The 26,125-nt window shown below is 69.5% G+C and carries 22 protein-coding genes; 17 read left to right on the plus strand and 5 right to left on the minus strand.

The window, feature by feature from the left end; all coding sequences use genetic code 11:
• Positions 1–3: 3 nt before the first annotated feature.
• Together ACWGKT_RS23710 and ACWGKT_RS23715 are read right to left on the minus strand one after the other, a co-directional pair.
• Positions 4–312 (minus strand): PASTA domain-containing protein, encoded by a 309-nt coding sequence (locus tag ACWGKT_RS23710; protein WP_356144113.1) that lies wholly within the window; start codon positions 310–312, stop codon positions 4–6.
• A 127-nt stretch (positions 313–439) separates the two neighbouring features.
• Positions 440–958, minus strand: coding sequence for a GNAT family N-acetyltransferase (locus tag ACWGKT_RS23715; RefSeq protein WP_453275259.1), 519 nt, complete (start codon positions 956–958; stop codon positions 440–442).
• A 48-nt stretch (positions 959–1,006) separates the two neighbouring features.
• Here ACWGKT_RS23715 and ACWGKT_RS23720 point away from each other — a divergent pair, with 48 nt between their 5' ends.
• Complete coding sequence (locus tag ACWGKT_RS23720; protein WP_356144115.1) at positions 1,007–2,341, plus strand: geranylgeranyl reductase family protein; 1,335 nt, start codon at positions 1,007–1,009, stop codon at positions 2,339–2,341.
• Between the two features lie 233 nt (positions 2,342–2,574).
• Here ACWGKT_RS23720 and def read toward each other — a convergent pair whose 3' ends face one another.
• Complete coding sequence (def, locus tag ACWGKT_RS23725) at positions 2,575–3,201, minus strand: peptide deformylase (RefSeq protein ID WP_453275260.1); 627 nt, start codon at positions 3,199–3,201, stop codon at positions 2,575–2,577.
• Positions 3,202–3,289: 88 nt separating this feature from the next.
• Here def and ACWGKT_RS23730 point away from each other — a divergent pair, with 88 nt between their 5' ends.
• A complete protein-coding gene (locus ACWGKT_RS23730) occupies positions 3,290–5,122 on the plus strand; it encodes a hydroxysqualene dehydroxylase (protein ID WP_453275261.1) in 1,833 nt (610 codons plus the stop codon).
• 100 nt (positions 5,123–5,222) lie between these two features.
• Here the strand turns inward: ACWGKT_RS23730 and ACWGKT_RS23735 are convergent, their stop codons facing one another.
• A complete protein-coding gene (locus ACWGKT_RS23735; protein ID WP_453275262.1) occupies positions 5,223–6,038 on the minus strand; it encodes a C40 family peptidase in 816 nt (271 codons plus the stop codon).
• A 734-nt stretch (positions 6,039–6,772) separates the two neighbouring features.
• On the opposite strand from ACWGKT_RS23735, the gene ACWGKT_RS23740 reads away from it, so the two are divergent.
• The 15 genes from ACWGKT_RS23740 (at position 6,773) to recQ (ending at position 24,952) form a co-directional block, all read left to right on the plus strand.
• On the plus strand, positions 6,773–7,132 hold the full coding sequence (locus tag ACWGKT_RS23740) for an NADH-quinone oxidoreductase subunit A (RefSeq protein WP_007383963.1): 360 nt from the start codon (positions 6,773–6,775) through the stop codon (positions 7,130–7,132).
• 13 nt (positions 7,133–7,145) lie between these two features.
• Positions 7,146–7,700: a NuoB/complex I 20 kDa subunit family protein gene (locus ACWGKT_RS23745; protein ID WP_235456089.1), complete on the plus strand. Its 555-nt coding sequence runs from the start codon at positions 7,146–7,148 to the stop codon at positions 7,698–7,700.
• Complete coding sequence (locus ACWGKT_RS23750; protein ID WP_453275263.1) at positions 7,697–8,461, plus strand: NADH-quinone oxidoreductase subunit C; 765 nt, start codon at positions 7,697–7,699, stop codon at positions 8,459–8,461. Before ACWGKT_RS23745 ends, ACWGKT_RS23750 begins: the two co-directional genes overlap by 4 nt.
• On the plus strand, positions 8,458–9,795 hold the full coding sequence (locus tag ACWGKT_RS23755; RefSeq protein ID WP_356144125.1) for an NADH-quinone oxidoreductase subunit D: 1,338 nt from the start codon (positions 8,458–8,460) through the stop codon (positions 9,793–9,795). Before ACWGKT_RS23750 ends, ACWGKT_RS23755 begins: the two co-directional genes overlap by 4 nt.
• Positions 9,792–10,658 carry an NADH-quinone oxidoreductase subunit NuoE gene (gene nuoE, locus ACWGKT_RS23760; protein WP_453275264.1) on the plus strand — a complete coding sequence of 289 codons (867 nt, stop codon included), beginning with the start codon at positions 9,792–9,794 and terminating at the stop codon, positions 10,656–10,658. Before ACWGKT_RS23755 ends, nuoE begins: the two co-directional genes overlap by 4 nt.
• Entirely contained in the window at positions 10,655–12,004 is a 1,350-nt protein-coding gene (gene nuoF / locus ACWGKT_RS23765) for an NADH-quinone oxidoreductase subunit NuoF (RefSeq protein WP_453275265.1), read from the plus strand. Before nuoE ends, nuoF begins: the two co-directional genes overlap by 4 nt.
• The gene (locus tag ACWGKT_RS23770) at positions 12,001–14,505 is read left to right on the plus strand and encodes an NADH-quinone oxidoreductase subunit G (protein ID WP_453275266.1); all 2,505 of its coding nucleotides are present in this window, start codon (positions 12,001–12,003) and stop codon (positions 14,503–14,505) included. Before nuoF ends, ACWGKT_RS23770 begins: the two co-directional genes overlap by 4 nt.
• Positions 14,502–15,866, plus strand: coding sequence for an NADH-quinone oxidoreductase subunit NuoH (gene nuoH / locus ACWGKT_RS23775; protein ID WP_453275267.1), 1,365 nt, complete (start codon positions 14,502–14,504; stop codon positions 15,864–15,866). Before ACWGKT_RS23770 ends, nuoH begins: the two co-directional genes overlap by 4 nt.
• Positions 15,859–16,470: an NADH-quinone oxidoreductase subunit NuoI gene (gene nuoI, locus ACWGKT_RS23780; RefSeq protein WP_235456100.1), complete on the plus strand. Its 612-nt coding sequence runs from the start codon at positions 15,859–15,861 to the stop codon at positions 16,468–16,470. The genes nuoH and nuoI overlap by 8 nt, the downstream gene beginning before the upstream one ends.
• On the plus strand, positions 16,467–17,309 hold the full coding sequence (locus tag ACWGKT_RS23785; protein ID WP_235456102.1) for an NADH-quinone oxidoreductase subunit J: 843 nt from the start codon (positions 16,467–16,469) through the stop codon (positions 17,307–17,309). The genes nuoI and ACWGKT_RS23785 overlap by 4 nt, the downstream gene beginning before the upstream one ends.
• Positions 17,306–17,605 carry an NADH-quinone oxidoreductase subunit NuoK gene (nuoK, locus tag ACWGKT_RS23790; RefSeq protein ID WP_066995480.1) on the plus strand — a complete coding sequence of 100 codons (300 nt, stop codon included), beginning with the start codon at positions 17,306–17,308 and terminating at the stop codon, positions 17,603–17,605. The genes ACWGKT_RS23785 and nuoK overlap by 4 nt, the downstream gene beginning before the upstream one ends.
• A 14-nt stretch (positions 17,606–17,619) precedes the next feature.
• Positions 17,620–19,515, plus strand: a complete 1,896-nt coding sequence (nuoL, locus tag ACWGKT_RS23795) for an NADH-quinone oxidoreductase subunit L (protein WP_453275268.1) — start codon at positions 17,620–17,622, stop codon at positions 19,513–19,515.
• Between the two features lie 5 nt (positions 19,516–19,520).
• The gene (locus ACWGKT_RS23800) at positions 19,521–21,092 is read left to right on the plus strand and encodes an NADH-quinone oxidoreductase subunit M (protein ID WP_453275269.1); all 1,572 of its coding nucleotides are present in this window, start codon (positions 19,521–19,523) and stop codon (positions 21,090–21,092) included.
• Entirely contained in the window at positions 21,089–22,738 is a 1,650-nt protein-coding gene (nuoN, locus tag ACWGKT_RS23805; protein WP_453275270.1) for an NADH-quinone oxidoreductase subunit NuoN, read from the plus strand. The genes ACWGKT_RS23800 and nuoN overlap by 4 nt, the downstream gene beginning before the upstream one ends.
• Positions 22,739–22,942: 204 nt before the next feature.
• Positions 22,943–24,952 carry a DNA helicase RecQ gene (gene recQ / locus ACWGKT_RS23810; RefSeq protein ID WP_453275287.1) on the plus strand — a complete coding sequence of 670 codons (2,010 nt, stop codon included), beginning with the start codon at positions 22,943–22,945 and terminating at the stop codon, positions 24,950–24,952.
• 39 nt (positions 24,953–24,991) lie between these two features.
• Here recQ and ACWGKT_RS23815 read toward each other — a convergent pair whose 3' ends face one another.
• The gene (locus tag ACWGKT_RS23815; protein ID WP_453275271.1) at positions 24,992–25,930 is read right to left on the minus strand and encodes a M56 family metallopeptidase; all 939 of its coding nucleotides are present in this window, start codon (positions 25,928–25,930) and stop codon (positions 24,992–24,994) included.
• Between the last annotated feature and the right edge of the window lie 195 nt (positions 25,931–26,125).

Here is a 26,125-nt window from a genome sequence, read left to right on the forward strand (position 1 = left end):
GGCTCACCGGTTGATCATCTCGAAGGCGTCACCGGGCTCGTCGAGTTCGCGTTGCAGCCCGCCCCGGGGCGGGCGCGGAATGCGTGGCTCGCGGATGCCTCCGCCGCCCTCTCCCTCACCGAAGTCGAACCACACGTAGACCATGGAGTCCCGCGGCACCTCGGCACCGGGCTGCGGGTACTGGCGGACGACGTAGTCGACGACGGTGTGGTGGAAGTCCGGCCGGTCCGGCGCGTTCAACGACAGCCCCCACGCCTGGGCGGTCTCGCGCGCGTCCACGGCCATCAGACCGACAAGGCGTGGTACGCGCACTTCGGGCGTTTTGGGTGTTATATGCACAGATGTCACCCCCAGCGGTACTGGAAGGGTAACGCCGCCGCGCCAACAGCCGGAAGCGGTAGGTGTCTTTCTGTGACAGATCATTACTTTGAGTTACGAGTCACAGATCAAGGCGGTAGCAGTGCCCCTGCCGTGCTCTCTGCCGCTCCGTCTCCGGCGTCACATACGTCTGCGCGAGACGCATCCCCAGCCGCCGGGTGACCGCGATGGAGCGCTCGTTACTGGCGTCCACCATCGCCACCACGCTCGGCACGCCCGCCGCCCGCAGCCGCTCCAGGGTCTCCCGCGCGGCCGCCGTCACATACCCCTTGCCCCAGTGCGCCCGCCCGAGCCGCCAGCCGACCTCGATCTCGCCCGTCGGGCCCCACTTGCGCTCCCACGGCTGGGCGCCCGTGAAACCGATGACCTCGCCGCTCTCGTCGAGCACGGACCACAGGCAGAAACCGCGCTCCGCGTCGTGCCGGCGCTGGCGGGCGGTGAGCTCCTCGTAGACGGACAACTCCGCGGCCCTGCCGCCCTGGAACTCCATGACCTGCGGGTCGGCGAAGGCCCGGTGCCAGGTGAACGCGTCCTCGTGAGTGGGGACACGCAGCCGTACTGCGGGGAGAGCTCGTTTCACGGGGGCAGCCCTTCAGCCGGGTGATCAATCCTGCTGAATAGACTGCCCATGTCCAGTGCCCGTCAGCACGCAGATTTCGAACTCAGGGGAGATCCCGCCGTGACCGAGCCCCTCTCCGACCACACCGCCGATGTGATCGTCGTGGGCGCGGGGCCAGCCGGCTCCGCGACCGCTTACCACCTCGCCCGGGCCGGCCTCGACGTACTCCTGCTGGAGAAGACCGAGTTCCCGCGGGAGAAGGTCTGCGGCGACGGCCTCACCCCGCGCGCCGTCAAGCAGCTCGTGGCCATGGGCATCGACATCTCCGAAGAGGCCGGCTGGCTGCGCAACAAGGGCCTGAGGATCATCGGCGGTGGCTCCCGGCTCCAGCTGGACTGGCCTGATCTTGCCTCGTTCCCCGACTACGGACTCGTCCGCAAGCGCGACGACTTCGACGAGCAGCTGGCCCGCAACGCCCAGAAGGCGGGCGCGCGGCTGTACGAGCGCTGCAACGTCTCCGGCCCGATCGTCGACGACCGCACCGGCCGCATCACCGGCGTCACGGCCAAGCTCGGCGAGGAGAAGCGGGAAGTCACCTTCCACGCTCCCCTCGTGGTGGCCGCCGACGGCAACTCCACCCGGCTGTCCCTGGCGATGGGCCTGCACCGCCGCGAGGACCGCCCGATGGGCGTCGCGGTCCGTACGTACTTCACCTCCCCGCGCCACGAGGACGACTACCTGGAGTCCTGGCTGGAGCTGTGGGACCGGCGCGGCGCCCAGGACCGCCTGCTGCCGGGCTACGGCTGGATCTTCGGCATGGGCGACGGCACGTCCAACGTCGGCCTGGGCGTCCTGAACACCTCCGACTCCTTCAAGGAGCTGGACTGGCGCGAGGTCCTGAAGGCCTGGTGCGCCTCCATGCCGGAGGACTGGGGCTACACCCCGGAGAACATGACCGGCCCCATCCGCGGCGCCGCGCTCCCGATGGCCTTCAACCGCCAGCCGCACTACACCAAGGGCCTGCTGCTCGTCGGCGACGCCGGCGGCCTGGTGAACCCCTTCAACGGCGAGGGCATCGCCTACGCCATGGAGTCCGGCCAGATCGCCGCCGACGTCATCGTCCAGGCGCACGCGCGGGCGACGCCGGGCCAGCGCGAACTGGCCCTGCAGCGCTACCCGCGCGTCCTCAAGGACACCTACGGCGGCTACTACACGCTGGGCCGCGCCTTCGTGAAGCTCATCGGCAACCCGAAGGTCATGCAGATCGCCGCCCAGCGCGGCCTCACCCACCCCCTCCTGATGAAGTTCACCCTGAAGCTCCTGGCCAACCTCACCGACCCGACGGGCGGCGACGCGATGGACCGGATCATCAACGGCCTGAGCAAGGTGGCACCGAAGGCCTGACCCGCCACGAGCCCTGGGTCCTGTCGTTTGACGACAGGGCCTAGCTATGGCCTCTCGTTCGGATCATGCCGGGCTCGCGGGCCCTGGCACCGCTCCCCAAGCTCTTCGAGCAGGGGGTACCCCCAGCCGCGTTGTCGTCGGTTGCCATGGCTCCGCCATGACGCCCTCCTCCGCCTTGCGATGCACGGCACCAGACCCCGCTCCCTGATCCGGCCTGATCCAAACGAAAGACCCTAGCCGCTCAGCGCCTCGGTGTTGGCGGCCCGGCGGGCGAACACCTCGTCGCGCCGGTCCGCCACCTGCCGCAGCGCCTGCGCGCGCTCCCGCCGGGACAGCCGGTCCAGGTACACCTGACCGTTCACGTGGTCGGTCTCGTGGGCGAGGCAGCGCGCGAAGTACCCCGTTCCCTCGATCACGAGCGGCAGGCCGTCCCTGTCCTGCCCGCGCACGACGGCCCGGTCGGGGCGCGGTACGTCCATGACCGCGCCCGGCACCGACAGGCACCCCTCGCCCTCGTCGAGCAGCCGGCGCCCGACCGGGTCGAGCGGGTCCAGGACGGGATTCACGATGTGCCCGACATGTCGGACACCATCGTCGTCGGGGCAGTCGTACACGAACAGGCGCAGATCGACCCCGACTTGGTTCGCCGCAAGTCCCGCGCCGTCGGCGACATACATGGTCAGGAACATGTCGTCGATGAGCGCGGCGAGATCGGGCCCGAACTCGGTGACGTCCCGGCACGGCTTGTGCAGGACCTCCTCGCCGACCTCGGTGATGCGCCGCACCGACCCGCGCCGGGCCTCCGGGGCGAGCGGGGGATAGGACGCGACGGGCCGGCCCTGGACGAACACGCTTGGCATCACTGTCTCCTTGTGATTGTGAGGATGCCGTGGGTGACGGGTGAAGCGGGTTCCGGCATCCGGAGCCCCTCCCTACCCTCCGGGTCTCATGACAGCAGAACTCGCGCAGCAGTCCCAGGAGCACGTCGGACACTCCCGCAGACGCTTCCTCGCGACCGCCGGCGGAGCGGTTGCCGCGGGAGCGGTCGGCGCCACCACCTCGGCCGCCGCCGCGCACGCGGCCGGAGCCTCTTTAGGGGGCAAGCGGGTCGCGGTGCTCGGCGGCGGCGTCTCCGGCCTCAGCGCCGCCCACGAACTCGCCGAACGCGGCTACGCCGTCACCGTCTACGAGTACTACGACGTCCTCGGCGGCAAGGCCCGCTCGATGGACGTCCCCGGAACGGGCACCGACGGCCGCAGGCCGCTCCCCGGCGAGCACGGCTTCCGCTTCTTCCCCGGCTTCTACCGGAATCTGCCCGACACCCTGCGCCGCATCCCGTTCCCCGGGAACGCAGGCGGCGTCCACGACAACCTCCGCAGCGGCACCGAGGCCCTGTTCGCCCGCGCCGCCGACCGCCCGGACCTGCACTTCCCGCTGCGCAGGGCGACGACCCCGCCCGCGCCCGGCGACATCACGCCGTCCTGGCTCCGGGACCAGATCCTGTCCGTGCTCGATCTCGGCACCCGGCTACCCGCCCACGAGGTCGCCTACTTCGCCGATCGCCTTCTGGTCCACCTCACCAGTTGCGACGCCCGCCGCGAGGACCAGTGGGAGAAGACGGCGTGGTGGGACTTCATCCGCGCCGGGCAGATGAGCACGGAGTACCAGGTGCTCCTCGGCATCGGCCAGACCCGCAACCTGGTCGCCACCCGCGCGGAGATCGCCTCCACCCGCACGGTGGGCCGCGTCATCATCGAGGCCCTGCTGCTGTGGGGCCTGCTCGGCCGGGGCATGGACGGCGACGCCGAGGTCGACCGCGTCCTCAACGCCCCCACGAGCGAGGCCTGGATCGACCCCTGGGAGACGCATCTGCGCTCCCTCGGGGTCCGGTTCGCGCTCGGGACACAGGTGCGGGAGGTGGTGTACGAGGGCGGGCGGGTGACCGGCGTACGCGTCTCGGCCCGCGACGGCGGCCAGGAGCGCGTGATCACCGCCGACAACTACGTCAGCGCGATGCCCGTCGAGCACGCCCGCGCGACCTGGGGCCGGGCCCTGCGCGCGGCCGACCCGCAGCTCGGCCGGTGCGACGCCCTGAAGACGGACTGGATGACCGGCGTGATGTTCTACCTGCGCACGCCCACACCCGTCGTGCACGGGCACATCAACTGCCTCGACTCCCCCTGGGCGGTGACCGGCATCGGCCAGTCCCAGTTCTGGGACGTCAGGGACTTCTCGCGCGACTACGGAGACGGTCGGGCCCACGAATGCCTGTCCACGATCATCTCCGAGTGGGACAAACCCGGCATCCTGTACGGCAAGACGGCCCGTGAGTGCACCAAGGACGAGATCGTCGCCGAACTCTGGGCCCAGCTGAAGGACGGGCTGAACGACTCCGGCAAGGCGACCCTCACCGACGAGGACCGGCTGGGCTGGTTCATGGACCCGGCCGTGACGGGCCTGGGCGGCCCCGACCCGCAGAACCGCGAACAACTCCTCATCCACCCCACGGGCACCCTCTACAACCGCCCCTCGGCCCGCACGAAGGTGCCGAACTTCTTCCTCGCGGGCGACTACATCCGCACAGACGTGGACCTGGCGACGATGGAGGGTGCCAACGAGTCCGCGCGGCGCGCCGTCAACGCGCTCCTGGATGCGGACAATTCGGGCGCCGAGCGGTGCCGCGTCCTGGATCTGTTCCGGCCGCCGGAGCTGGAGCCCCTGAAGCGGGTCGACGAACTGCGCCACCGGCTCGGACTGCCCAACACCTTCGACCTGGGGTGAGCCCGAAGCGCCCGGAATCGGCCTGAACATCCCGGGATGAGCCCGAAGGGCCGCTGCCCCCGAGCGGCTGCGGCCCTTCACGCGTCGAGACTCGGTGCTCTCAGAGCACCCGCACCGCGCCGGTCGGCGGGTCGTAGGAGAGGGGCTTCTCCACGACGCCGGTGGACGGGTTCTGCGCACCGACGAACATACCGTCGCCCACGTACACCGCCACGTGGTACGCGCTGCCCGCGCTGCCCCAGTAGAGGATGTCGCCCGGCTGCAGGTTGCTCAGCGAGACCTGGGTGCCGGCGGTCGACTGGTCCTGCGAGACACGCGGCAGGCTGATGCCGACCTGCTTGAAGGCGGCCTGCACCAGGCCGGAGCAGTCCCAGGTGTTCGGGCCGGTGCCGCCGGAGATGTAGGTGTCGCCGATCTGGGCCTTCACGAAGGAGACGATCGCCGCGGCCGAACCGGTGGCCGTCGACGAGCCCGTGGAGGTGCTGGAGCCCGCGTGAGCGGTGGTGCTGAGGGTCGTCCGCGCGGTGCTGCGCGAGGCGCGCTCGGCGGCGGCCTTGCGGGCGGCCTCGGCGGCGGCCTTCTTCCGGGCCTCCGCCTTCTTCTTCGCCTCAGCCAAGTCCGACTTGGCCTGCTTCGCGGCCTTTGCGGCGGCCGCGTCACGCTCGGCCTGCAGCTGGTAGTTCGCGGCCGCCTGCTGCGTGGCGTCCGCGGACTGGGCGACCTGAGCGGACAGGTCGGCCGTCAGGGTGGGCAGTTCGAGCGTCTGTGTCACCGGCTCGGCGGCGTTCGCCGACGCCGACGCGCCGGCAGCGGCGAGGCTGAGGACGCCACCGGCTACTCCGGCCCGCATCGCGATGGTCGACGCGCTGCGGTTGCGGGGCTTCCGGTGGCTGCGTATGTGAGCGGTGTGGGGCATGAGAACAACCGGTATCAGGGGCTCCTTCATATCTTCAAGAAACGTGTGCTGCGCCACAGTTGTTCAATCGAGACCGTGAATCCCGGGCGCGTCGTTCTTTATTGACGCCGTAACGGACATTGCGGACGTGGGTGATCAAGCCCGTGATCACGGGTTTTCATCATTACGCCCGAATTGCCCTCCGCCTACCACTGGTTGCGGTCAGTGGCCAAGCCCGGTTCTCAGGCGGTTCTCATGGATGTGGCGGAGGTCACGGAACGGTCACCGGAGGGGCGGCGTCTCGCGCGCGGCCGACTTCGTGAATGTGTGCACGCGTCCACACCTCACCCCGGACCTCCCCCTGATGTGTGAACGGGCTCCTTTAGCAGGACGTGGCACTCGATGCCAATTTGCATGCAAGGGAAGCCTCTTGATATGGAGGCATGCCCTCTGGCCTGCGGCGTTGAGCGAAAATGTCACTTCTGGTGATCAGGTGAACGCTTCGCGTACGAAGATCACCGCTCATCCGACTTCATGATCCTTCGTCAGGTGGTGGAGATCACAAAGCTTGTGTAATACCCCGTGTCGCAGATCACAGAGTGGCGGGCATAGGATGCGAGGCAGTTGGGCTTGTGACCTGCTTCACATGTTCTCGATCTTCGCCCGGGACGCGCGGGGCTCGTGGGACCGGTGGGGCGGAAGTGGGCCCGACATGACCGCCACCAGTCAGTGCCGACTGAGAGGAGCGAGGAGCGGTGAACGCCTATGCGCCCATCCTCGTACTGGGAGCCCTCGGGGCAGGCTTTGCGATCTTCTCCGTGGTCATGGCCACGCTGATCGGTCCGAAGCGGTACAACCGCGCCAAGCTCGAAGCCTACGAGTGCGGCATCGAGCCGACCCCCACGCCGGCCGGCGGCGGGCGCTTCCCGATCAAGTACTACCTGACGGCGATGCTCTTCATCGTCTTCGACATCGAGATCGTCTTCCTCTACCCCTGGGCCGTCACCTTCGACGCCCTGGGTGTTTTCGGGCTCGTGGAGATGCTGCTCTTCGTGCTCACCGTCTTCGTCGCGTACGCGTACGTATGGCGGCGCGGCGGCCTGGAATGGGACTGAGGGGCCTAAGGACATGGGACTCGAAGAAAAGCTGCCGAGCGGATTCCTGCTGACCACCGTCGAGCAGGCCGCGGGCTGGGTGCGCAAGGCGTCCGTCTTCCCTGCGACGTTCGGCCTCGCCTGCTGCGCCATCGAGATGATGACGACCGGCGCCGGCCGTTACGACCTGGCGCGCTTCGGCATGGAGGTCTTCCGCGGCTCGCCGCGGCAGGCGGACCTGATGATCGTCGCGGGTCGGGTGAGCCAGAAGATGGCGCCGGTGCTGAGGCAGGTCTACGACCAGATGCCCAACCCGAAGTGGGTGATCTCCATGGGCGTCTGCGCCTCCTCGGGCGGCATGTTCAACAACTACGCGATCGTCCAGGGCGTCGACCACATCGTCCCGGTCGACATCTATCTCCCCGGCTGCCCGCCCCGGCCCGAGATGCTGATGGACGCCATCCTCAAGCTCCACCAGAAGATCCAGACCTCCAAGCTCGGCGTGAACGCCCAGGAGGCGGCCCGCGAGGCGGAGGAGGCGGCGCTCAAGGCCCTGCCCACCATCGAGATGAAGGGGCTGCTGCGGTGAGCGACGCGAACGGCACCAACGGCGCGAACGGGTCCTCGAACGGGGTGAACCCCGAGAAGGACCTCTCCGCCTCCAACCTCCCCGGCCAGCGCGGCCAGGGCGGCGAGGAGATCCGCGTCCAGCGCGGCATGTTCGGCGCCAACAACGGCGGCGACACCTCCGGCTACGGCGGCCTGGTCCGCTCGGTCCGACTCCCGGGACCGGCGAACCGCCCCTACGGCGGCTGGTTCGACGAGGTCGCCGACGAGCTGGAGGGCGCCCTGGAGGAGCAGGGACTCCTCCCCGAGAACGCCGTTCAGAAGACGGTCGTCGACCGCGGCGAGCTCACCTTCCACATCGAGCGCGAGCACCTGCTGCGCGTCGCCCAGACCCTGCGCGACGACCCCGCCCTGCGCTTCGAGCTCTGCACCGGCGTCAGCGGCGTCCACTATCTCCACGACAAGGGACGCGAGCTGCATGCCGTCTACCACCTGCGCTCGATCACCCACAACCGGCTGATCCGCCTCGAAGTCAGCGCCCCCGACAGCGACCCGCACATCCCGTCGCTGGTCTCGGTCTATCCGACGAACGACTGGCACGAGCGCGAGACCTACGACTTCTTCGGGATCGTCTTCGACGGTCACCCGGCCCTGACGCGGATCATGATGCCGGACGACTGGCAGGGCCATCCGCAGCGCAAGGACTACCCCCTCGGCGGCATCCCCGTCGAGTACAAGGGCGCCCAGATTCCGGCTCCGGACCAGCGGAGGTCGTACTCGTGAGCAGCACGCAGTCAGCAGCCGCGGCCGCCTCGGCCCGCGAGACCACCGAGGGCACCGTATATACGGTCACCGGTGGCGACTGGGACGAGGTCGTCCAGTCCGCGACCCGCGCCGACGACGAGCGCATCGTCGTCAACATGGGTCCTCAGCACCCGTCCACCCACGGAGTGCTCCGGCTGATCCTGGAGATCGACGGCGAGACGGTCACCGAGGCCCGCTGCGGCATCGGCTACCTCCACACCGGTATCGAGAAGAACCTCGAATACCGGACGTGGACGCAGGGCACCACGTTCGTGACGCGCATGGACTACCTGACGTCCTTCTTCAACGAGACCGCCTACTGTCTCGCCGTCGAGAAGCTCCTCGGCATCGAGGACGACATCACCGAGCGCGCAAAGATCATCCGGGTGCTCCTGATGGAGCTGAACCGGATGTCCTCCCACCTGGTGTGCATCGCCACCGGAGGCATGGAGCTCGGCGCCACCACGATCATGATCTACGGATTCCGTGATCGTGAAATGATTCTCGACATCTACGAGCTCATCACGGGCCTCAGGATGAACCACGCGTACATCCGGCCCGGCGGACTCGCCCAGGACCTGCCGCCCGGCGCGGTGGACCAGATCCGCGAGTTCGTGAAGAAGATGAAGAAGAACCTCCCGGAGTACGACAAGCTCGCCACCGGGAACCCCATCTTCAAGGCCCGCATGCAGGACATCGGCTATCTCGACCTGGCCGGCTGCATGGCCCTCGGTGCCACCGGCCCGATCCTGCGCTCCACCGGCCTGCCGCACGACCTGCGCAAGGCACAGCCGTACTGCGACTACGAGACGTACGACTTCGACGTCCCGACCGCCGACAGCTGCGACTCCTACGGCCGCTTCCTGATCCGCCTGGAGGAGATGCGCCAGTCGCTCAGGATCGTCGAGCAGTGCCTGGACCGGCTCCAGCCCGGCCCGGTCATGGTCGCCGACAAGAAGATCGCCTGGCCCGCCCAGCTCGCCCTGGGACCGGACGGATTGGGCAACTCCCTCGACCACATCAAGAAGATCATGGGCACCTCCATGGAGGCCCTGATCCACCACTTCAAGCTGGTCACCGAAGGCTTCCGCGTCCCGCCGGGACAGGCGTACGCGGCCGTCGAGTCGCCCAAGGGCGAACTCGGGGTGCACGCCGTCTCCGACGGCGGCACCCGCCCCTTCCGGGTCCACTTCCGTGACCCGTCCTTCACCAACCTGCAGGCCATGGCGGCGATGTGCGAGGGCGGCCAGGTCGCCGACGTCATCGTCGCCGTCGCGTCCATCGACCCCGTGATGGGAGGCGTCGACCGGTGACCACCAGTTCTTCGGAGCAGGGCGTCAGCCTGGGCATGCCCGAGCTGCCCGCGCCCGGCTACCCGGACGACGTCCGAACCCGGCTGGAGACGGACGCGCGCGAGATCATCGCGCGCTACCCGGACTCCCGCTCGGCCCTGCTGCCGTTGCTGCACCTCGTGCAGTCGGAGGAGGGCCACGTCACGCGCACCGGGATGCGGTTCTGCGCGGACATGCTGGACCTGACCACGGCCGAGGTCACCGCGGTCGCCACCTTCTACACCATGTACCGGCGCAAGCCCTCCGGTGACTACCAGGTGGGCGTCTGCACCAACACACTGTGCGCGGTGATGGGTGGCGACGCGATCTTCGAGGAGCTCCAGGAGCACCTGGGCGTCGGCAACGGCGAGACCACCGACGACGGCAAGGTCACCCTGGAGCACATCGAGTGCAACGCGGCCTGCGACTACGCGCCGGTCGTGATGGTCAACTGGGAGTTCTTCGACAACCAGAACCCGGCGAGCGCCAAGCGTCTGGTCGACGACCTGCGCGCCGGACGCTCCGTGGAGCCCACGCGCGGGGCACGGCTGTGCACCTTCAAGGAGACCGCCCGGATCCTGGCGGGCTTCCCCGACGAGCGGCCCGGGGCCGTCGAGGAGAGCGGCAGCGCGGGACCCGCTTCGCTGGTGGGTCTTCGCCTGGCGAGGGGAGAGACCGCACCCGCGCGCGTGGTGCATCCGCGCGGGGGCCCCCATGAGGGACCGCAGGACAGGGTGCACGAGCCGTCGCCGACCGAGCATCTCAGTTCCCATGACGCGCCGCAGGAGACATCGGCGTCCGACCCAGCCCACCCGGCAGGGCCTACTGCGGAGGAGGGGGAGTGATGACGGTGGCAGCCGAACTCAAGGACACGAGCCCGGAGAAGCTGCTCGCACCCGTGCTGTCGGCCTTCTGGGACGAGGACAGGTCCTGGACGCTGGACGTCTACCGGAGGCACGAGGGGTACGAGGGGCTGCGCAAGGCGCTCGCCATGTCGCCGGACGACCTGATCGCGTACGTCAAGGACTCCGGTCTGCGCGGGCGCGGCGGCGCGGGATTCCCGACCGGAATGAAATGGCAGTTCATTCCGCAGGGTGATGGGAAACCGCACTATCTAGTTGTCAACGCCGACGAGTCGGAGCCGGGAACCTGCAAGGACATCCCGCTCCTCTTCGCGAACCCGCACAGCCTCATCGAGGGCATTGTGATCGCGTGCTATGCCATCAGGTCGTCGCATGCCTTCATCTATCTGCGTGGTGAAGTCGTCCCCGTTCTGCGGCGGTTGCACGAGGCCGTGCGCGAGGCCCACGCGGCGGGCTACCTCGGCGAGAACATCCTGGGCAGCGGACTCGACCTCCAGCTCACCGTGCACGCCGGCGCCGGCGCGTACATCTGCGGTGAGGAGACCGCACTGCTCGACTCGCTCGAAGGCCGCCGTGGTCAACCGCGGCTCCGTCCCCCCTTCCCTGCTGTCGAAGGGCTCTATGCCTGCCCGACTGTTGTGAACAACGTCGAGTCGATCGCGTCGGTTCCCGCCATCCTGCAAAACGGCAAGGAATGGTTCAGGACGATGGGAAGCGAGAAGTCTCCCGGCTTCACGCTCTACTCGCTCAGCGGCCACGTCGCCAGCCCCGGCCAGTACGAGGCGCCGCTCGGCATCACGCTCCGCCAACTCCTCGACATGAGCGGCGGCATGCGACCCGGGCATCGCCTCAAGTTCTGGACGCCGGGCGGTTCCTCCACGCCGATGTTCACCGACGAGCACCTCGACGTCCCTCTTGATTACGAAGGAGTGGGTGCCGCGGGTTCCATGCTGGGCACGAAAGCCCTGCAGTGCTTCGACGAGACCACCTGCGTCGTACGCGCCGTGACCCGTTGGACCGAGTTCTACGCCCACGAGTCCTGCGGCAAGTGCACGCCCTGCCGCGAAGGTACCTACTGGCTCGTCCAGTTGCTGCGTGACATCGAGGCCGGCAAGGGCGCCATGGCCGACCTCGACAAGCTCAACGACATCGCCGACAACATCAACGGCAAGTCCTTCTGCGCCCTCGGCGACGGCGCCGCCTCGCCGATCTTCTCCTCGCTCAAGTACTTCCGCGAGGAGTACGAGCAGCACATCACGGGCCGGGGCTGCCCCTTCGACCCGGCAAAGTCGACGGCCTGGGCCGACCGCCCGGAGGTGAACGCATGACCGTGACCACCAGCGCTCCCTCCGGAGGGGGAGAGACGGCGGTCCCGCCGGAGGACCTGATCACGCTGACGATCGACGGCGTGGAGATCAGCGTGCCCAAGGGCACCCTGGTCATCCGGGCCGCCGAACAGCTCGGCATCGAGATCCCCCGCTTCTGCGACCACCCCCTCCTCGACCCGGTCGGCGCCTGCCGCCAGTGCATCGTCGAGGTCGAGGGCCAGCGCAAGCCCATGGCGTCCTGCACGATCACCTGTACGGACGGGATGGTGGTGAAGACTCAACTCACCTCCCCGGTCGCCGAGAAGGCCCAGCACGGTGTGATGGAGCTGCTCCTCATCAACCACCCGCTGGACTGCCCGGTCTGCGACAAGGGTGGCGAGTGCCCGCTGCAGAACCAGGCCATGTCGCACGGCAACGCCGAATCCCGCTTCGAGGGCCGCAAGCGGACGTACGAGAAGCCCGTCCCGATCTCCACGCAGGTGCTGCTCGACCGTGAGCGCTGCGTGCTGTGCGCCCGCTGCACCCGCTTCTCCAACCAGGTCGCGGGCGACCCGATGATCGAGCTGCTGGAGCGGGGCGCGCTCCAGCAGGTCGGCACCGGCGAGGGCGACCCCTTCGAGTCGTACTTCTCCGGGAACACCATCCAGATCTGCCCGGTCGGCGCGCTGACCTCGGCGGCGTACCGTTTCCGTTCCCGTCCCTTCGACCTGGTGTCCTCGCCCTCGGTCTGCGAACACTGCTCCGGCGGCTGCGCGACGCGCACGGACCAACGGCGCGGCAAGGTGATGCGCCGGCTCGCCGCCAACGACCCCGAGGTCAACGAGGAGTGGATCTGCGACAAGGGGCGCTTCGGGTTCCGGTACGCGCAGCTGAAGGACCGGCTGGAGACGCCCCTGGTGCGCAACGCCGAGGGTGAGCTCGAACCGGCTTCCTGGCCGGAGGCGCTGCAGATCGCCGCGCAGGGACTGCTCGCCTCGCGCGGCAGGACCGGTGTCCTCACCGGCGGCCGTCTGACGATCGAGGACGCCTACGCCTACAGCAAGTTCGCGCGCGTGGCCCTCGGCACGAACGACATCGACTTCCGCGCGCGCGTGCACAGTGGCGAGGAGGCCGACTTCCTGGCCGCCCGGGTCGCCGGACACGGCCGGGACCTCGACGGTACGGGCGTCACGTACACCTCCCTGGAGAAGGCGCCCGCCGTCCTGCTGGTCGGGTTCGAGTCCGAGGAGGAGGCGCCCGGCGTCTTCCTGCGGCTCCGCAAGGCCTGGCGCAAGCACAAGCAGCGGGTGTTCTCGCTGGCCACGCACGCCACCCGCGGCCTGGAGAAGGCGGGCGGCACGCTGCTGCCGGCCGCTCCCGGCACCGAGCCCGAGTGGCTCGACGCCCTCGCGAGCGGCGTCGGCCTGGAGGAGGGCGGAGGGCAGGCGGCCGAGGCGCTGCGCGCCGAAGGCGCGGTGATCGTCGTCGGCGAGCGGCTGGCCGCGGTCGCCGGTGGCCTCACCGCCGCCGTACGGGCCGCCACCGCGACCGGCGCCCAGCTGGTGTGGATCCCGCGCCGGGCCGGGGAGCGCGGCGCGATCGAGGCGGGGGCGCTGCCCTCGCTGCTGCCGGGCGGCCGCCCGGCCACCGATCCCCGCGCGCGCGAGGAGGTCGCCTCGGTCTGGGGCGTGGCCGAACTCCCGGTCCGCTATGGCCGCGACACCGACCAGATCGTCGAGGCCGCCACGAGCGGTGAGCTCCAGGCGCTGCTGATCGCCGGTGTGGAGGTCGCCGACCTGCCCGACCCGGCACGCGCGCGTGAGGCACTGCGCGAGGTCGGCTTCCTGGTGTCGCTGGAACAGCGGCCGGGCGAGATCACCGAGCTCGCCGATGTCGTCCTGCCGGTCGCCGCGGTCGCCGAGAAGGCGGGCACCTTCCTCAACTGGGAAGGCCGGGTCCGCTTCTTCGAGGCCGCGCTCAAGCCCGACCAGATGACCCGCCGCGTGTCGCCGACCGACGCGCGCGTGCTGCAGATGGTGGCCGACGCGATGGACATCCACCTGGGTCTGCCGGATCTGCGCACCGCGCGCGCGGAGCTCGACCGGCTGGGCGCCTGGGACGGTCCGCGGGCCACCGATCCGCTGGAGACCTCCGGTGTGCCGCCCCGGCCTGCCGCCGGGGAGGCCGTGCTCGCCGGACACCGGCTGCTGCTCGACCAGGGCGCCCTCCAGGAGGGCGACGAGGCGCTCGCCGGAACCCGGCACGCGGCACACGCGCGCGTGTCGGCCGCCACCGCCGCCGAGGCGGACGTGGCGGACGGCGACCTCATCGCCGTGACCGGCCCTGCCGGAACGGTCGAACTCCCGCTGCGCATCACCGAGATGCCCGACCGCGTGGTGTGGCTCCCGCTGAACTCCGTCGGCGGCGGCGTCGCCTCCGACACCGGGTCGCGGCCCGGCTCCCTCGTCCGCATCGGCCCGGCGGCACACGCCGGTGAGGCCCCCAAGGAGGTGGAGGCATGAGCCCGTACCTCGCCGCTGAAGACCTCTCGATGTTCGGCACCGACCCCTGGTGGCTGGTCGTCATCAAGGCGGTGTTCTGCTTCGCCTTCCTGATGGTGACGGTGCTGTTCTCGATCGTCTGGGAGCGCAAGGTCGTCGCCTGGATGCAGCTGCGCATCGGCCCGAACCGGCACGGCCCCTGGGGCATGCTCCAGTCGCTCGCCGACGGCATCAAGCTGATGCTCAAGGAAGACATCATCGTCAAGCGCGCGGACAAGGTGGTGTACGTCCTCGCGCCGATCGTCGCGGCCATCCCGGCCTTCATGGCGATCGCGGTGATCCCCTTCGGGCCCGCCGACGACGAGATCTCGATCTTCGGCCACCGCACCGCGATGCAGCTCACCGACCTGCCGATCGCGATGCTCTACATCCTCGCGGTCGCCTCGGTCGGCATCTACGGCATCGTGCTCGCGGGTTGGAGTTCCGGATCCACCTACCCGCTGCTCGGCGGCCTGCGCTCCTGCGCGCAGATGATCTCGTACGAGATCGCCATGGGCGCTTCCTTCGCCTCCGTGTTCCTCTACTCGGGGTCGATGTCGACGTCGACGATCGTCGCGCAGCAGGAACACCGCTGGTACATCCTGCTCCTGCCGGTCTCCTTCATCCTCTACATCGTCACCATGGTCGGCGAGACCAACCGCGCCCCCTTCGACATGCCGGAGTCCGAGGGCGACCTGGTCGGCGGCTTCAACACCGAGTACTCCTCGATCAAGTTCGCGATGTTCATGCTCGCCGAGTACGTGAACATGGTGACGGTGTCGGCCGTGTCGACCACGCTCTTCCTGGGCGGCTGGCGGGCACCGTGGCCGATCAGCGGCTTCTGGGCAGGCGCCAACCACGGCTGGTGGCCGCTGCTCTGGTTCGTGGTCAAGGTTCAGCTGCTGCTGTTCTTCTTCATCTGGCTGCGCGGCACGCTCCCGCGCGTCCGCTACGACCAGCTGATGAAGCTCGGCTGGAAGGTCCTCATCCCGGTCTCCGTGGCCTGGCTGATGCTCGTCGCGACCGTGCGGACCCTCAGGAACGAGAACTACGACTTCGCCGACATCGCCCTCTACGTCGGCGGCGGTGTCCTGGCCCTGCTGCTCCTGTCCTTCGTCGTCGACATGTTCCGCGACAAGGCCAAGCCGGCCGAGCCGGCCGCCGCCGAGCCGGCCGGCTTCGATCCGATGGCCGGCGGCTTCCCCGTACCGCCGCTGCCCGGACAGGAGTTGCCGCCGGTGCCGAGGCGCCACTCGCGCCGCCAGCGGGAGCTGATTGTCAGTGCTGGGTCGGACACTGTCAGTGACGGATCTTCGGATGGAAAGGAGGCGTCCGATGGCTGAGGAGCCCCAGGAGGCCGGGCAGACGAAGCCCGGTTTCCAGAACCCCGTGGCCGGCTTCGGCGTGACCTTCAAGGCCATGTTCAAGAAGCGGCTGACCGAGCAGTACCCGGAGCAGAAGAAGACCACGGCTCCCCGGTTCCACGGACGGCACCAGCTCAACCGCCATCCGGACGGCCTGGAGAAGTGCGTCGGCTGTGAGCTGTGCGCCTGGGCCTGCCCCGCCGACGCCATCTATGTGGAGGGCGCCGACAACACGGACGAGGAGCGCTACTCGCCCGGCGAGCGGTACGGCCGCGTCTACCAGATCAACTACGCCCGCTGCATCCTGTGCGGCCTGTGCATCGAGGCGTGCCCCACGCGCGCGCTCACGATGACCAACGAGTTCGAGCTGGCCGACTCCAGCCGCGCCAACCTCATCTACACCAAGGAGCAACTGCTCGCCGGTCTGGAAGAGGGCATGGTCGACACACCCCACGCGATCTTCCCGGGGATGGACGAGCAGGACTACTACCGGGGACTCGTCACCGAGGCCGCGCCCGGTACGGTCCGCCAGGTCGCCCTCTCCAAGGGAGAGAAGCCCGAGGAACAGGGGGCCGACGCATGAGCCCGCAGCTCGCCGCCTACACGACCTCCACCGGAGAGGCCTTCCAGTTCTGGGTCCTCGGTACGGTCGCGGTGATCGGCGCCTTGTGCACCGTCTTCATGAGGAAGGCCGTGCACAGCGCGCTCTGCCTCGCCGGGACCATGATCATCCTGGCGGTGTTCTACCTCGCCAACGGCGCCTACTTCCTGGGCATCGTGCAGATCGTCGTCTACACCGGCGCGATCATGATGCTGTTCCTGTTCGTGGTGATGCTCGTCGGTGTCACGGCCGCGGACTCGCTGAAGGAGACCATCGCGGGCCAGCGCTGGCTGGCCCTGCTGTGCGGGGTCGGCTTCGGCGTCCTGCTGTTCGCCGGCATCGCGAACGCCTCCCTGAAGGAGTTCGCCGGCACCGGCAAGGCGAACGCGAACGGCAATGTGGAGGGCCTCGCGGCCCTCATCTTCACCAAGTACGTCTTCGCCTTCGAAATCACCGGCGCCCTGCTCATCACGGCGGCCGTCGGCGCCATGGTGCTCACCCACCGCGAGCGCACCGAGCGGGCCAGGACACAGCGCGAGCTGGCCGAGCAGCGGGTGCGCGAGGGCAAGAACGTGCCGCCGCTGCCCGCGCCCGGTGTGTACGCCCGGCACAACGCCGTGGACATCGCGGGCCTGCTGCCCGACGGCACCCCGTCCGAGCTCACGGTCAGCAAGACGCTGCGCGAGCGCGGCCAGGTCCGTGACGTGTCGACGGAGGCGCTCAACGACCTGCGGGCCCTGGAACAGCGCGCCGAGGAGCGGCTGGAGCGGACCGAGATCGAGCCGGCCAACCTCAAGCGGGCCGAGGAGGCGTCGAAGTGAACCCCGTCAACTACCTCTATCTGTCGGCCCTGTTGTTCACGATCGGCGCCACAGGTGTGCTGATCAGACGCAACGCGATCGTCGTGTTCATGTGCATCGAGCTGATGCTCAACGCCTGCAACCTCGCGTTCGTCGTCTTCTCCCGGATGCACGGCAATCTCGACGGCCAGATCATCGCCTTCTTCACGATGGTCGTCGCCGCCGCGGAGGTCGTGGTCGGGCTCGCGATCATCGTGTCGCTGTTCCGTACCCGCCACTCGGCCTCGGTCGACGACGCCAGCCTGATGAAGCTGTGAGGGGTCGCTGAATCGTGGAGAACCTGATTGCGCTGCTGATCGCGGCGCCCCTGCTCGGAGCGGCCGTCCTGCTGGTCGGCGGCCGGCGCCTGGACGGCGTCGGTCACTGGATCGGCACGCTCCTGTCGACCACGTCCTTCGTGTTCGGCGTGATCCTCTTCGCCGACCTGCTCGGCAAGGACGCCGAACACCGCACCCTGACCCAGCACCTGTGGACGTGGATCTCGGTCGGCAGCTTCCAGGCCGACGTCACCTTCCGCCTCGACCAGCTGTCGATGACGTTCGTCCTGCTGATCACCGGCGTGGGCTCGCTGATCCACCTCTACTCGGTCGGGTACATGGAGCACGACGAGCGGCGCCGCCGCTTCTTCGGCTATCTGAACCTGTTCCTCGCGGCGATGCTGCTGCTCGTCCTCGCCGACAACTACCTGCTGCTGTACGTCGGCTGGGAGGGCGTCGGTCTCGCCTCGTACCTGCTGATCGGCTTCTGGCAGCACAAGCCCAGCGCCGCGACGGCCGCGAAGAAGGCCTTCATCGTCAACCGCGTCGGCGACATGGGCCTGTCCATCGCGATCATGCTGATGTTCACGACGTTCGGGTCCTTCGCCTTCGGGCCGGTGTTCAGCCACGTCGGCGACACCTCCGAGGGCAAGCTCACCGCCATCGGCCTGATGCTGTTGCTCGCCGCCTGCGGCAAGTCCGCCCAGGTGCCGCTGCAGTCCTGGCTCGGGGACGCGATGGAGGGCCCGACCCCGGTCTCGGCCCTCATCCACGCCGCGACGATGGTGACCGCGGGCGTCTACCTGATCGTCCGCTCCTCCGCGATCTTCAACGCCGCCCCCGACGCGCAGCTGGCCGTCACCGTGGTCGGCGCGGTCACGCTGCTGTTCGGTGCGATCGTCGGTTGCGCGAAGGACGACATCAAGAAGGCGCTGGCCGGCTCGACCATGTCGCAGATCGGCTACATGGTGCTGGCGGCGGGCCTCGGCCCCATCGGCTACGTCTTCGCGATCATGCACCTGGTGACGCACGGCTTCTTCAAGGCCGGGCTGTTCCTCGGTGCCGGTTCGGTCATGCACGGCATGAACGACGAGGTCGACATGCGCAGGTACGGCGGCCTGCGCACGTACATGCCGATCACGTTCATCACGTTCGGCCTCGGCTACCTCGCCATCATCGGCTTCCCGGGCCTGTCCGGCTTCTTCTCCAAGGACAAGATCATCGAGGCGGCCTTCGCCAAGGGCGGCACCGAGGGCTGGATCCTCGGCGGCGCGGCCCTGCTGGGCGCCGCCATCACCGCGTTCTACATGACGCGCGTGATGCTGATGACGTTCTTCGGCGAGAAGCGCTGGCAGCCGGACGAGAACGGCAACGAGCCGCACCCGCACGAGTCGCCCAAGGTCATGACGATCCCGATGATCGTGCTGGCCTTCGGCTCGGTCTTCGCGGGCGGCCTGTTCAGCTTCGGCGACCGCTTCCTGGACTGGCTGGAGCCGGTCACCGGGCACAGTGAGGGCGACTCGCCGCTCAGTGCCGGGACGGTCACCGGCGCGACCATGGTGTGCCTGCTCATCGGCGTCGGCCTCGCGTACGCGCAGTACGGCCGCAAGCCCGTCCCGGCCGTCGCCCCGCGCGGGTCGCTGCTCACCCGGGCCGCCCGCCGCGACCTGCTCCAGGACGACTTCAACCACGTCGTCCTCGTCCGCGGCGGAGAACACCTCACGCGCTCCCTGGTCTACGTCGACCACACCCTGGTCGACGGGGTCGTCAACGGCACGGCGGCCACCTTCGGCGGCCTCTCCGGTCGGCTGCGCAAGCTGCAGAACGGCTTCGCTCGCTCCTACGCGGTCTCGATGTTCGGCGGTGCGGCACTCCTGGTCGCCGCGACCCTGCTGATGAGGGCGGTCTGATACCGATGTCCTTTCCTCTGCTGACAGCGACCGCGGTGCTCCCGGCCGTCGGGGCCGTCGCCACGGCCGCCGTACCGGCCTCGCGACGCACCGCCGCCAAATGGCTGGCGCTGCTGGTCTCCCTCGCCACGCTGGCCCTGGCGATCGTCGTCCTGGTCCGCTTCGACCCGGACGGCGCCCGCTACCAGCTCACCGAATCCCACGCCTGGATCAAGGCGTTCGGGGTCCGCTACGAACTGGGCGTGGACGGCATCGCGGTCGCCCTCGTCGCGCTGACCGCCCTGCTGATGCCGTTCATCGTCCTCGCGGGCTGGCACGACGCCGACCCGCTGGAGACGGGCAGCCGCCGCTGGCGGCCGACACAGGGCTTCTTCGCCCTGATCCTGGCCGTCGAGGCGATGGTGATCATCTCCTTCGAGGCCACCGACGTCTTCCTCTTCTACATCTTCTTCGAAGCCATGCTGATCCCGATGTACTTCCTCATCGGCGGCTTCGGGGACCGTGCCCACGAGCACGGCGAGGAGGTGGCGTCGACGCAGCGGTCGTACGCCGCGGTGAAGTTCCTGCTCTACAACCTGGTCGGCGGTCTGATCATGCTGGCCGCGGTGATCGGCCTCTACGTGGTCGCCGGGAACTTCAGCCTCCAGGAGATCGCGCAGGCACGGGCCAACGGCTCGCTGGACATGGCGACGAACACCGAGCGCTGGCTGTTCCTGGGCTTCTTCTTCGCCTTCGCGGTGAAGGCGCCCCTGTGGCCGCTGCACACCTGGCTGCCCAACGCGATGGGGGAGGCCACCGCTCCGGTCGCCGTCCTCATCACCGCGGTCGTCGACAAGGTGGGCACCTTCGCGATGCTCCGCTTCTGCCTCCAGCTCTTCCCGGAGGCCAGCAAGTGGGCGACGCCCGCCATCCTCGTCCTGGCGCTCATCAGCATCGTCTACGGCGCGCTGCTCGCCGTCGGCCAGCGCGACATCAAGCGGCTGGTGGCGTACGCGTCGATCTCGCACTTCGGCTTCATCATCATGGGCATCTTCGCGATGACCGCCCAGGGCCAGTCCGGCGCGACGCTCTACATGGTCAACCACGGCATCTCCACTGCCGCGCTGATGCTGGTGGCGGGCTTCCTGATCTCCCGGCGCGGTTCGCGGCTCATCGCGGACTACGGCGGTGTCCAGAAGGTCGCCCCGATGCTCGCCGGCACCTTCCTGATCGGCGGTCTGGCGACGCTCTCCCTGCCCGGACTCGCGCCGTTCGTGAGCGAGTTCCTGGTCCTGGTCGGCACGTTCACGCGCTACCCGGCGATCGGCATCATCGCCACCTTCGGCATCGTGCTCGCCGCGCTCTACACCCTCGTCCTCTACCAACGGACGATGACGGGCCCGGTGAAGCCGGAGGTGTCCGCGATGCCCGACCTCAGGGCGCGGGAGCTCGTCGTCGTCGCCCCGCTGGTCGTTCTGCTGATCTTCCTGGGCGTCTACCCGAAGCCCGTCACGGACATCGTCAACCCCGCGGTCAAGCAGACCATGTCCGACGTACACAAGACCGACCCCAAGCCCTCGGTGGAGGCGGCCAAGTGAGCGCAACAGCCGTCCACAGCCTGTGGACAACCGCGGCCGAGCCGATCTCGAAGATCCCGGCACCGAAGATCGAATACGGACAATTGTCGCCGACACTGATCATCGTCGGCGCGGCGGTCGTCGGCGTACTGGTCGAGGCGTTCGTGCCGCGCAGGTCCCGCTACTACGCCCAGGTGTTCGTGTCCGTCGTCGCGCTCTGCGCCGCCTTCGCCGCGGTCGTCGCCCTCGCGGCCGACGGCTACGGCACGACGAAGGCGCACATCGCGGCGATGGGCGCGATCGCGGTCGACGGGCCGTCGCTGTTCCTGCAGGGCACGATCCTGCTGGCCGGCCTGGTCGCCCTGTTCACCTTCGCCGAGCGGCGCCTGGACCCGGAGGCGCACGGCAACCGGGTCGACTCGTTCGCGGCGCAGGCCGCGTCCGTGCCGGGCAGTGAGGGTGAGAAGGCCGCGGTCAAGGCCGGATTCACCACCACCGAGGTCTTCCCGCTGCTGCTCTTCGCGATCGCGGGCATGCTGGTCTTCCCCTCGGCCGACGACCTGCTGACCCTCTTCGTGGCCCTGGAGGTCTTCTCCCTGCCGCTGTACCTGCTGTGCGCGCTGGCCCGCCGCAAGCGGCTGATGTCGCAGGAGGCCGCGGTCAAGTACTTCCTGCTCGGCGCGTTCGCCTCCGCGTTCACGCTGTTCGGCATCGCGCTGCTGTACGGGTACGCGGGCTCGGTCTCGTACGGCACGATCGCGCAGGTCGTCGACGGTTCGGTGACCAACGTCGACCCGGCGCTGGCGAACACCATGGGCAACGACGCGCTGCTGCTCGTCGGCACCGCGCTGGTGGTGATGGGCCTGCTGTTCAAGGTCGGCGCGGTGCCGTTCCACATGTGGACGCCCGACGTCTACCAGGGCGCGCCGACTCCGGTCACCGGCTTCATGGCGGCGGCCACCAAGGTGGCGGCGTTCGGCGCGCTGCTCCGCCTGCTGTACGTCGTCCTGCCCGGCCTGCGCTGGGACTGGCGGCCGGTCATGTGGGCGGTCGCGGTCCTCACGATGCTGGGCGGCGCGATCGTCGCGATCACGCAGACCGACATCAAGCGGCTGCTGGCGTACTCGTCGATCGCGCACGCGGGCTTCATCCTCGCGGGTGTCATCGCGACCTCGAAGGACGGCGTGTCCTCCGTCCTCTTCTACCTGGCCGCGTACTCCTTCGTGACGATCGGCGCCTTCGCGGTGGTCACCCTGGTGCGCGACGCCGGCGGTGAGGCGACGCACCTGTCCAAGTGGGCGGGTCTCGGCCGCCGCTCGCCGCTGGTCGCGGCCGTGTTCGCGGTGTTCCTGCTGGCCTTCGCGGGCATTCCGCTGACCTCCGGGTTCGCCGGGAAGTTCGCGGTGTTCAAGGCGGCGGCGGAAGGCGGCGCGGCTCCGCTGGTGGTGATCGGTGTGATCTCCTCGGCGATCGCGGCGTTCTTCTACATCCGCGTGATCGTGCTGATGTTCTTCAGCGAGCCCCGTCCGGAGGGACCGACGGTCGCCGTACCGTCACCGCTCACCATGGCGGCGATCGGCGTCGGCGTGGCGGTGACGCTGGTACTCGGCGTGGCCCCGCAGTACTTCCTGGACCTGGCGAATCAGGCGAGCGTGTTCGTGCGCTGACGAACACACGCCGATGCGTTGCTGCCCGGCACCTCAGTGAGGGGTGCCGGGCAGTGGCATGCCGGACCGCTCTCGTCGGTCACTGAATGCCGGTGACCGATTACGGCAGGAAACGAGCTCTCCCTGTGGATAACTCCGGCGCTGTCGGTGCGGAGCCCTATCGTGGACGCAGTGGTCGAGGGACGACGTACGGGGGACACGACGATGGGTGGGACGGGCGGGATCAGCGAGATGCCAGGGGCGACCGAGAGCGAGGCGCTGGCCACACTGCACCGGGTCTTCGGGTACGAGGCCTTCCGCGGTGAGCAGCAAGCGATCATCGAGCACGTGGTCGCGGGCGGAGACGCCGTCGTCCTCATGCCGACCGGCGGCGGAAAGTCGCTGTGCTACCAGATCCCGGCCCTGGTCAGACCCGGTACGGGAGTCGTGGTCTCCCCGCTCATCGCGCTGATGCAGGACCAGGTCGACGCGCTGCGGGCACTCGGCGTGAACGCCGGGTTCATCAACTCCACCCAGGACTTCGACGAGCGGCGCGTCGTCGAGGCGGAGTTCCTGGCGGGCGAGCTGGACCTGCTGTACCTGGCGCCCGAGCGGCTGCGCCTGGACTCCACGCTGGACCTGCTGTCCCGCGGCAAGGTCGCCGTCTTCGCGATCGACGAGGCGCACTGCGTCTCCCAGTGGGGCCACGACTTCCGCCCCGACTACCTGGCCCTGTCCCTGCTGGGCGAGCGCTGGCCGGACGTCCCTCGGATCGCGCTCACGGCGACGGCCACCCGGGCGACGCACCAGGAGATCACGCAGCGGCTGCACATGCCGACCGCCCGCCACTTCGAGGCGAGCTTCGACCGGCCCAACATCCAGTACCGGGTCGTGCCCAAGGCCGACCCCAAGAAGCAGCTGCTCGCCTTCCTGCGCGAGGAGCACGCGGGCGACGCGGGCATCGTGTACTGCCTCTCGCGGAACTCGGTGGAGAAGACAGCCGAGTTCCTGAGCCGCAACGGCATCGAGGCGGTGCCCTATCACGCCGGCCTGGACGCGGGCACGCGCGCGGCGCACCAGTCCCGGTTCCTGCGTGAGGAGGGCCTGGTCGTGGTGGCCACGATCGCCTTCGGGATGGGCATCGACAAGCCGGACGTGCGGTTCGTCGCCCACCTCGACCTGCCGAAGTCGATCGAGGGCTACTACCAGGAGACGGGCCGCGCGGGCCGCGACGGGCTGGCCTCCACGGCCTGGATGGCGTACGGCCTCAACGACGTCATACAGCAGCGCAAGCTGATCCAGTCCGGCGAGGGCGACGAGGCGTTCCGCCGCCGGGCCGCCGCGCACCTGGACTCGATGCTGGCGCTGTGCGAGACCGCCCAGTGCCGCCGCGGCCAGCTGCTCGCCTACTTCGGCCAGGACCCGGACGCGGCGGGCTGCGGCAACTGCGACACCTGTCTCACACCGCCCGAGACGTGGGACGGCACGATCGCCGCGCAGAAGGTGCTGTCGACGGTGGTGCGGCTGCAGCGGGAGCGCGGCCAGAAGTTCGGCGCGGTGCAGATCGTGGACATCCTGCTCGGCAAGCGCACCGCGAAGGTGATCCAGTTCGACCACGACCAGCTGTCCGTGTTCGGTATCGGCGAGGACCTGGCCGAGGGCGAATGGCGGGGCGTCGTCCGGCAGTTGCTGGCACAGGGGCTGCTCGCGGTCGAGGGGGAGTACGGCACGCTGGTGCTCACCGAGGCGAGCGGCGCGGTGCTGCGGCGGGACCGGGAGGTGCCGCTGCGCAAGGAGCCGAAGAAGCCGGCTCGGGCGGCGTCGTCCTCCTCCGGCTCGTCCGGCCGGGGCGAGCGCAAGCCCAAGGCCGCCGCGGCCGAGCTGCCCGACGCCCTGCTCCCCGCCTTCGAGGCGCTGCGCGCCTGGCGCGCCGAACAGGCCCGCGAGCAGGGCGTCCCGGCGTACGTCATCTTCCACGACGCCACGCTCCGGGAGATCGTCACGACGTGGCCCGGGTCGGTGCGGGAACTGGGCACGATCAGCGGGGTCGGCGAGAAGAAGCTGGCGACGTACGGCGAGGGCGTGCTGGGGGTGCTGAACTCCCTGGACGCCCCGACCCAGGACACGGCCGCCCAGGCACCGAACGCGGCCGCCCCGGCCCCGGCGGGCGCCCAGGCTCCGGACGACGACTGGCCCGAGCTGGACGCGGAGCCGGAGCCCGACGACTGGATATAGCCCGCTCGCTCACGGGGGCGGCACCCCGCCCCCGGGGGGTCAGGACAGCGCCGTCAGCCCCGGGGCGAAGGTGATCAGCAGCGGCAGGAGCGGGACCAGCGCGGCCACCGTCGTCGTCAGGGCGCGCTGCCTGCGCAGCAGCCTCGGCGGGGGCTCCAGGAGGCGGTCGACGCGTTCGCCGAGCAGGCGGCGGCTTGAGGCGCAGGAGAGGACTCCGCGGTGCTGGTTCAGCTCGATCAGCGCCAGGGCGGTCGTGAGGTGACCGCAGCGGCGGGAGGCCTCGTCGTCGGCGGCCAGTTCGACCAGCCGGTGGGTCTGGTCGCAGAAGTGGGCGAAGAGGGGGATGCGCGGGAAGCCCGTGGCCAACGCCGTGGAGAGGTGCAGCAGCCAGTCGTGGTGGGCGCGGGCGTGACCGCGCTCGTGGGTGAGGACGGCGTCCAGCTGGAGTTCGGTCAGGCGGTGCAGCGCACCGGTGGTCACGACCAGCTGCGGCGGGTGGCCCGGCATCCACCAGGCGTCCGGGTACTCGTCCTCCAGCACCAGCATGGGACCGCGCGCGGCAGGCAGGCCCGCGGGCAGGTCGGGGGCGCGTTCGCGCAGGTGCGCGCGGGTCTGTCCGCGGCGGCGGCGCGCCTCGGCGAGCTCACGGGCGAGCATCGCCGTCGTCCACGCGGCGCCGCCGGCCAGCAGCACGGTCAGGGCGACGGCCCAGACCGGCGCGGCGGAGAGGTCGTAGGCGGCGGTGACGGCGGGCGGCGCCGGGGCGAAGACATGGTCGCGCACGGTGTGGAAGACGGCCGCGGCGCCCAGGACCAGCGCGGCCAGGCAGCACAGCAGCACGGTGGCGACCAGGCACTGCCACACCCACAGCCCGACCACGGGTTCCCGCTCGGGCCACACGGCCCGGGTCAGCGCACGCGGCGCCGGGACGGCGGCCAACAGAGCGACGACGCTCAGCAGGAGCAGGCAGACGGTCATGCCGGGGGCTCCGGTTCCTGGTCGGAGGTGGGGGAGGGGCGCTCTTTGGTGCGGGACGTGCGGGACATGCGGGGGTGTGCGGGACATGCGAGGTGCACGGGGGTGGTGCGGTGGTGCTACGGCGGGTGGTGCGCCGCCCAGTCGCGCGTGCGGTGCTGCGGCGGTCGTCCACCGGGTTCTGCGGCTCGTGGTGCT

The organism is Streptomyces sp. NPDC054794 (assembly GCF_053611585.1).

Coding starts and splice junctions, on each gene's coding strand:
- nuoI (WP_235456100.1), top strand. CDS start 15,859: ATGGCTGAGGAGCCCCAGGAGGCCGGGCAGACGAAGCCCGGTTTCCAG.
- ACWGKT_RS23785 (WP_235456102.1), top strand. CDS start 16,467: ATGAGCCCGCAGCTCGCCGCCTACACGACCTCCACCGGAGAGGCCTTC.
- ACWGKT_RS23745 (WP_235456089.1), top strand. CDS start 7,146: ATGGGACTCGAAGAAAAGCTGCCGAGCGGATTCCTGCTGACCACCGTC.
- nuoH (WP_453275267.1), top strand. CDS start 14,502: ATGAGCCCGTACCTCGCCGCTGAAGACCTCTCGATGTTCGGCACCGAC.
- ACWGKT_RS23770 (WP_453275266.1), top strand. CDS start 12,001: ATGACCGTGACCACCAGCGCTCCCTCCGGAGGGGGAGAGACGGCGGTC.
- recQ (WP_453275287.1), top strand. CDS start 22,943: ATGGGTGGGACGGGCGGGATCAGCGAGATGCCAGGGGCGACCGAGAGC.
- def (WP_453275260.1), bottom strand. CDS start 3,201: ATGCCAAGCGTGTTCGTCCAGGGCCGGCCCGTCGCGTCCTATCCCCCG.
- ACWGKT_RS23735 (WP_453275262.1), bottom strand. CDS start 6,038: ATGCCCCACACCGCTCACATACGCAGCCACCGGAAGCCCCGCAACCGC.
- ACWGKT_RS23800 (WP_453275269.1), top strand. CDS start 19,521: ATGTCCTTTCCTCTGCTGACAGCGACCGCGGTGCTCCCGGCCGTCGGG.
- ACWGKT_RS23720 (WP_356144115.1), top strand. CDS start 1,007: ATGTCCAGTGCCCGTCAGCACGCAGATTTCGAACTCAGGGGAGATCCC.
- ACWGKT_RS23815 (WP_453275271.1), bottom strand. CDS start 25,930: ATGACCGTCTGCCTGCTCCTGCTGAGCGTCGTCGCTCTGTTGGCCGCC.
- ACWGKT_RS23730 (WP_453275261.1), top strand. CDS start 3,290: ATGACAGCAGAACTCGCGCAGCAGTCCCAGGAGCACGTCGGACACTCC.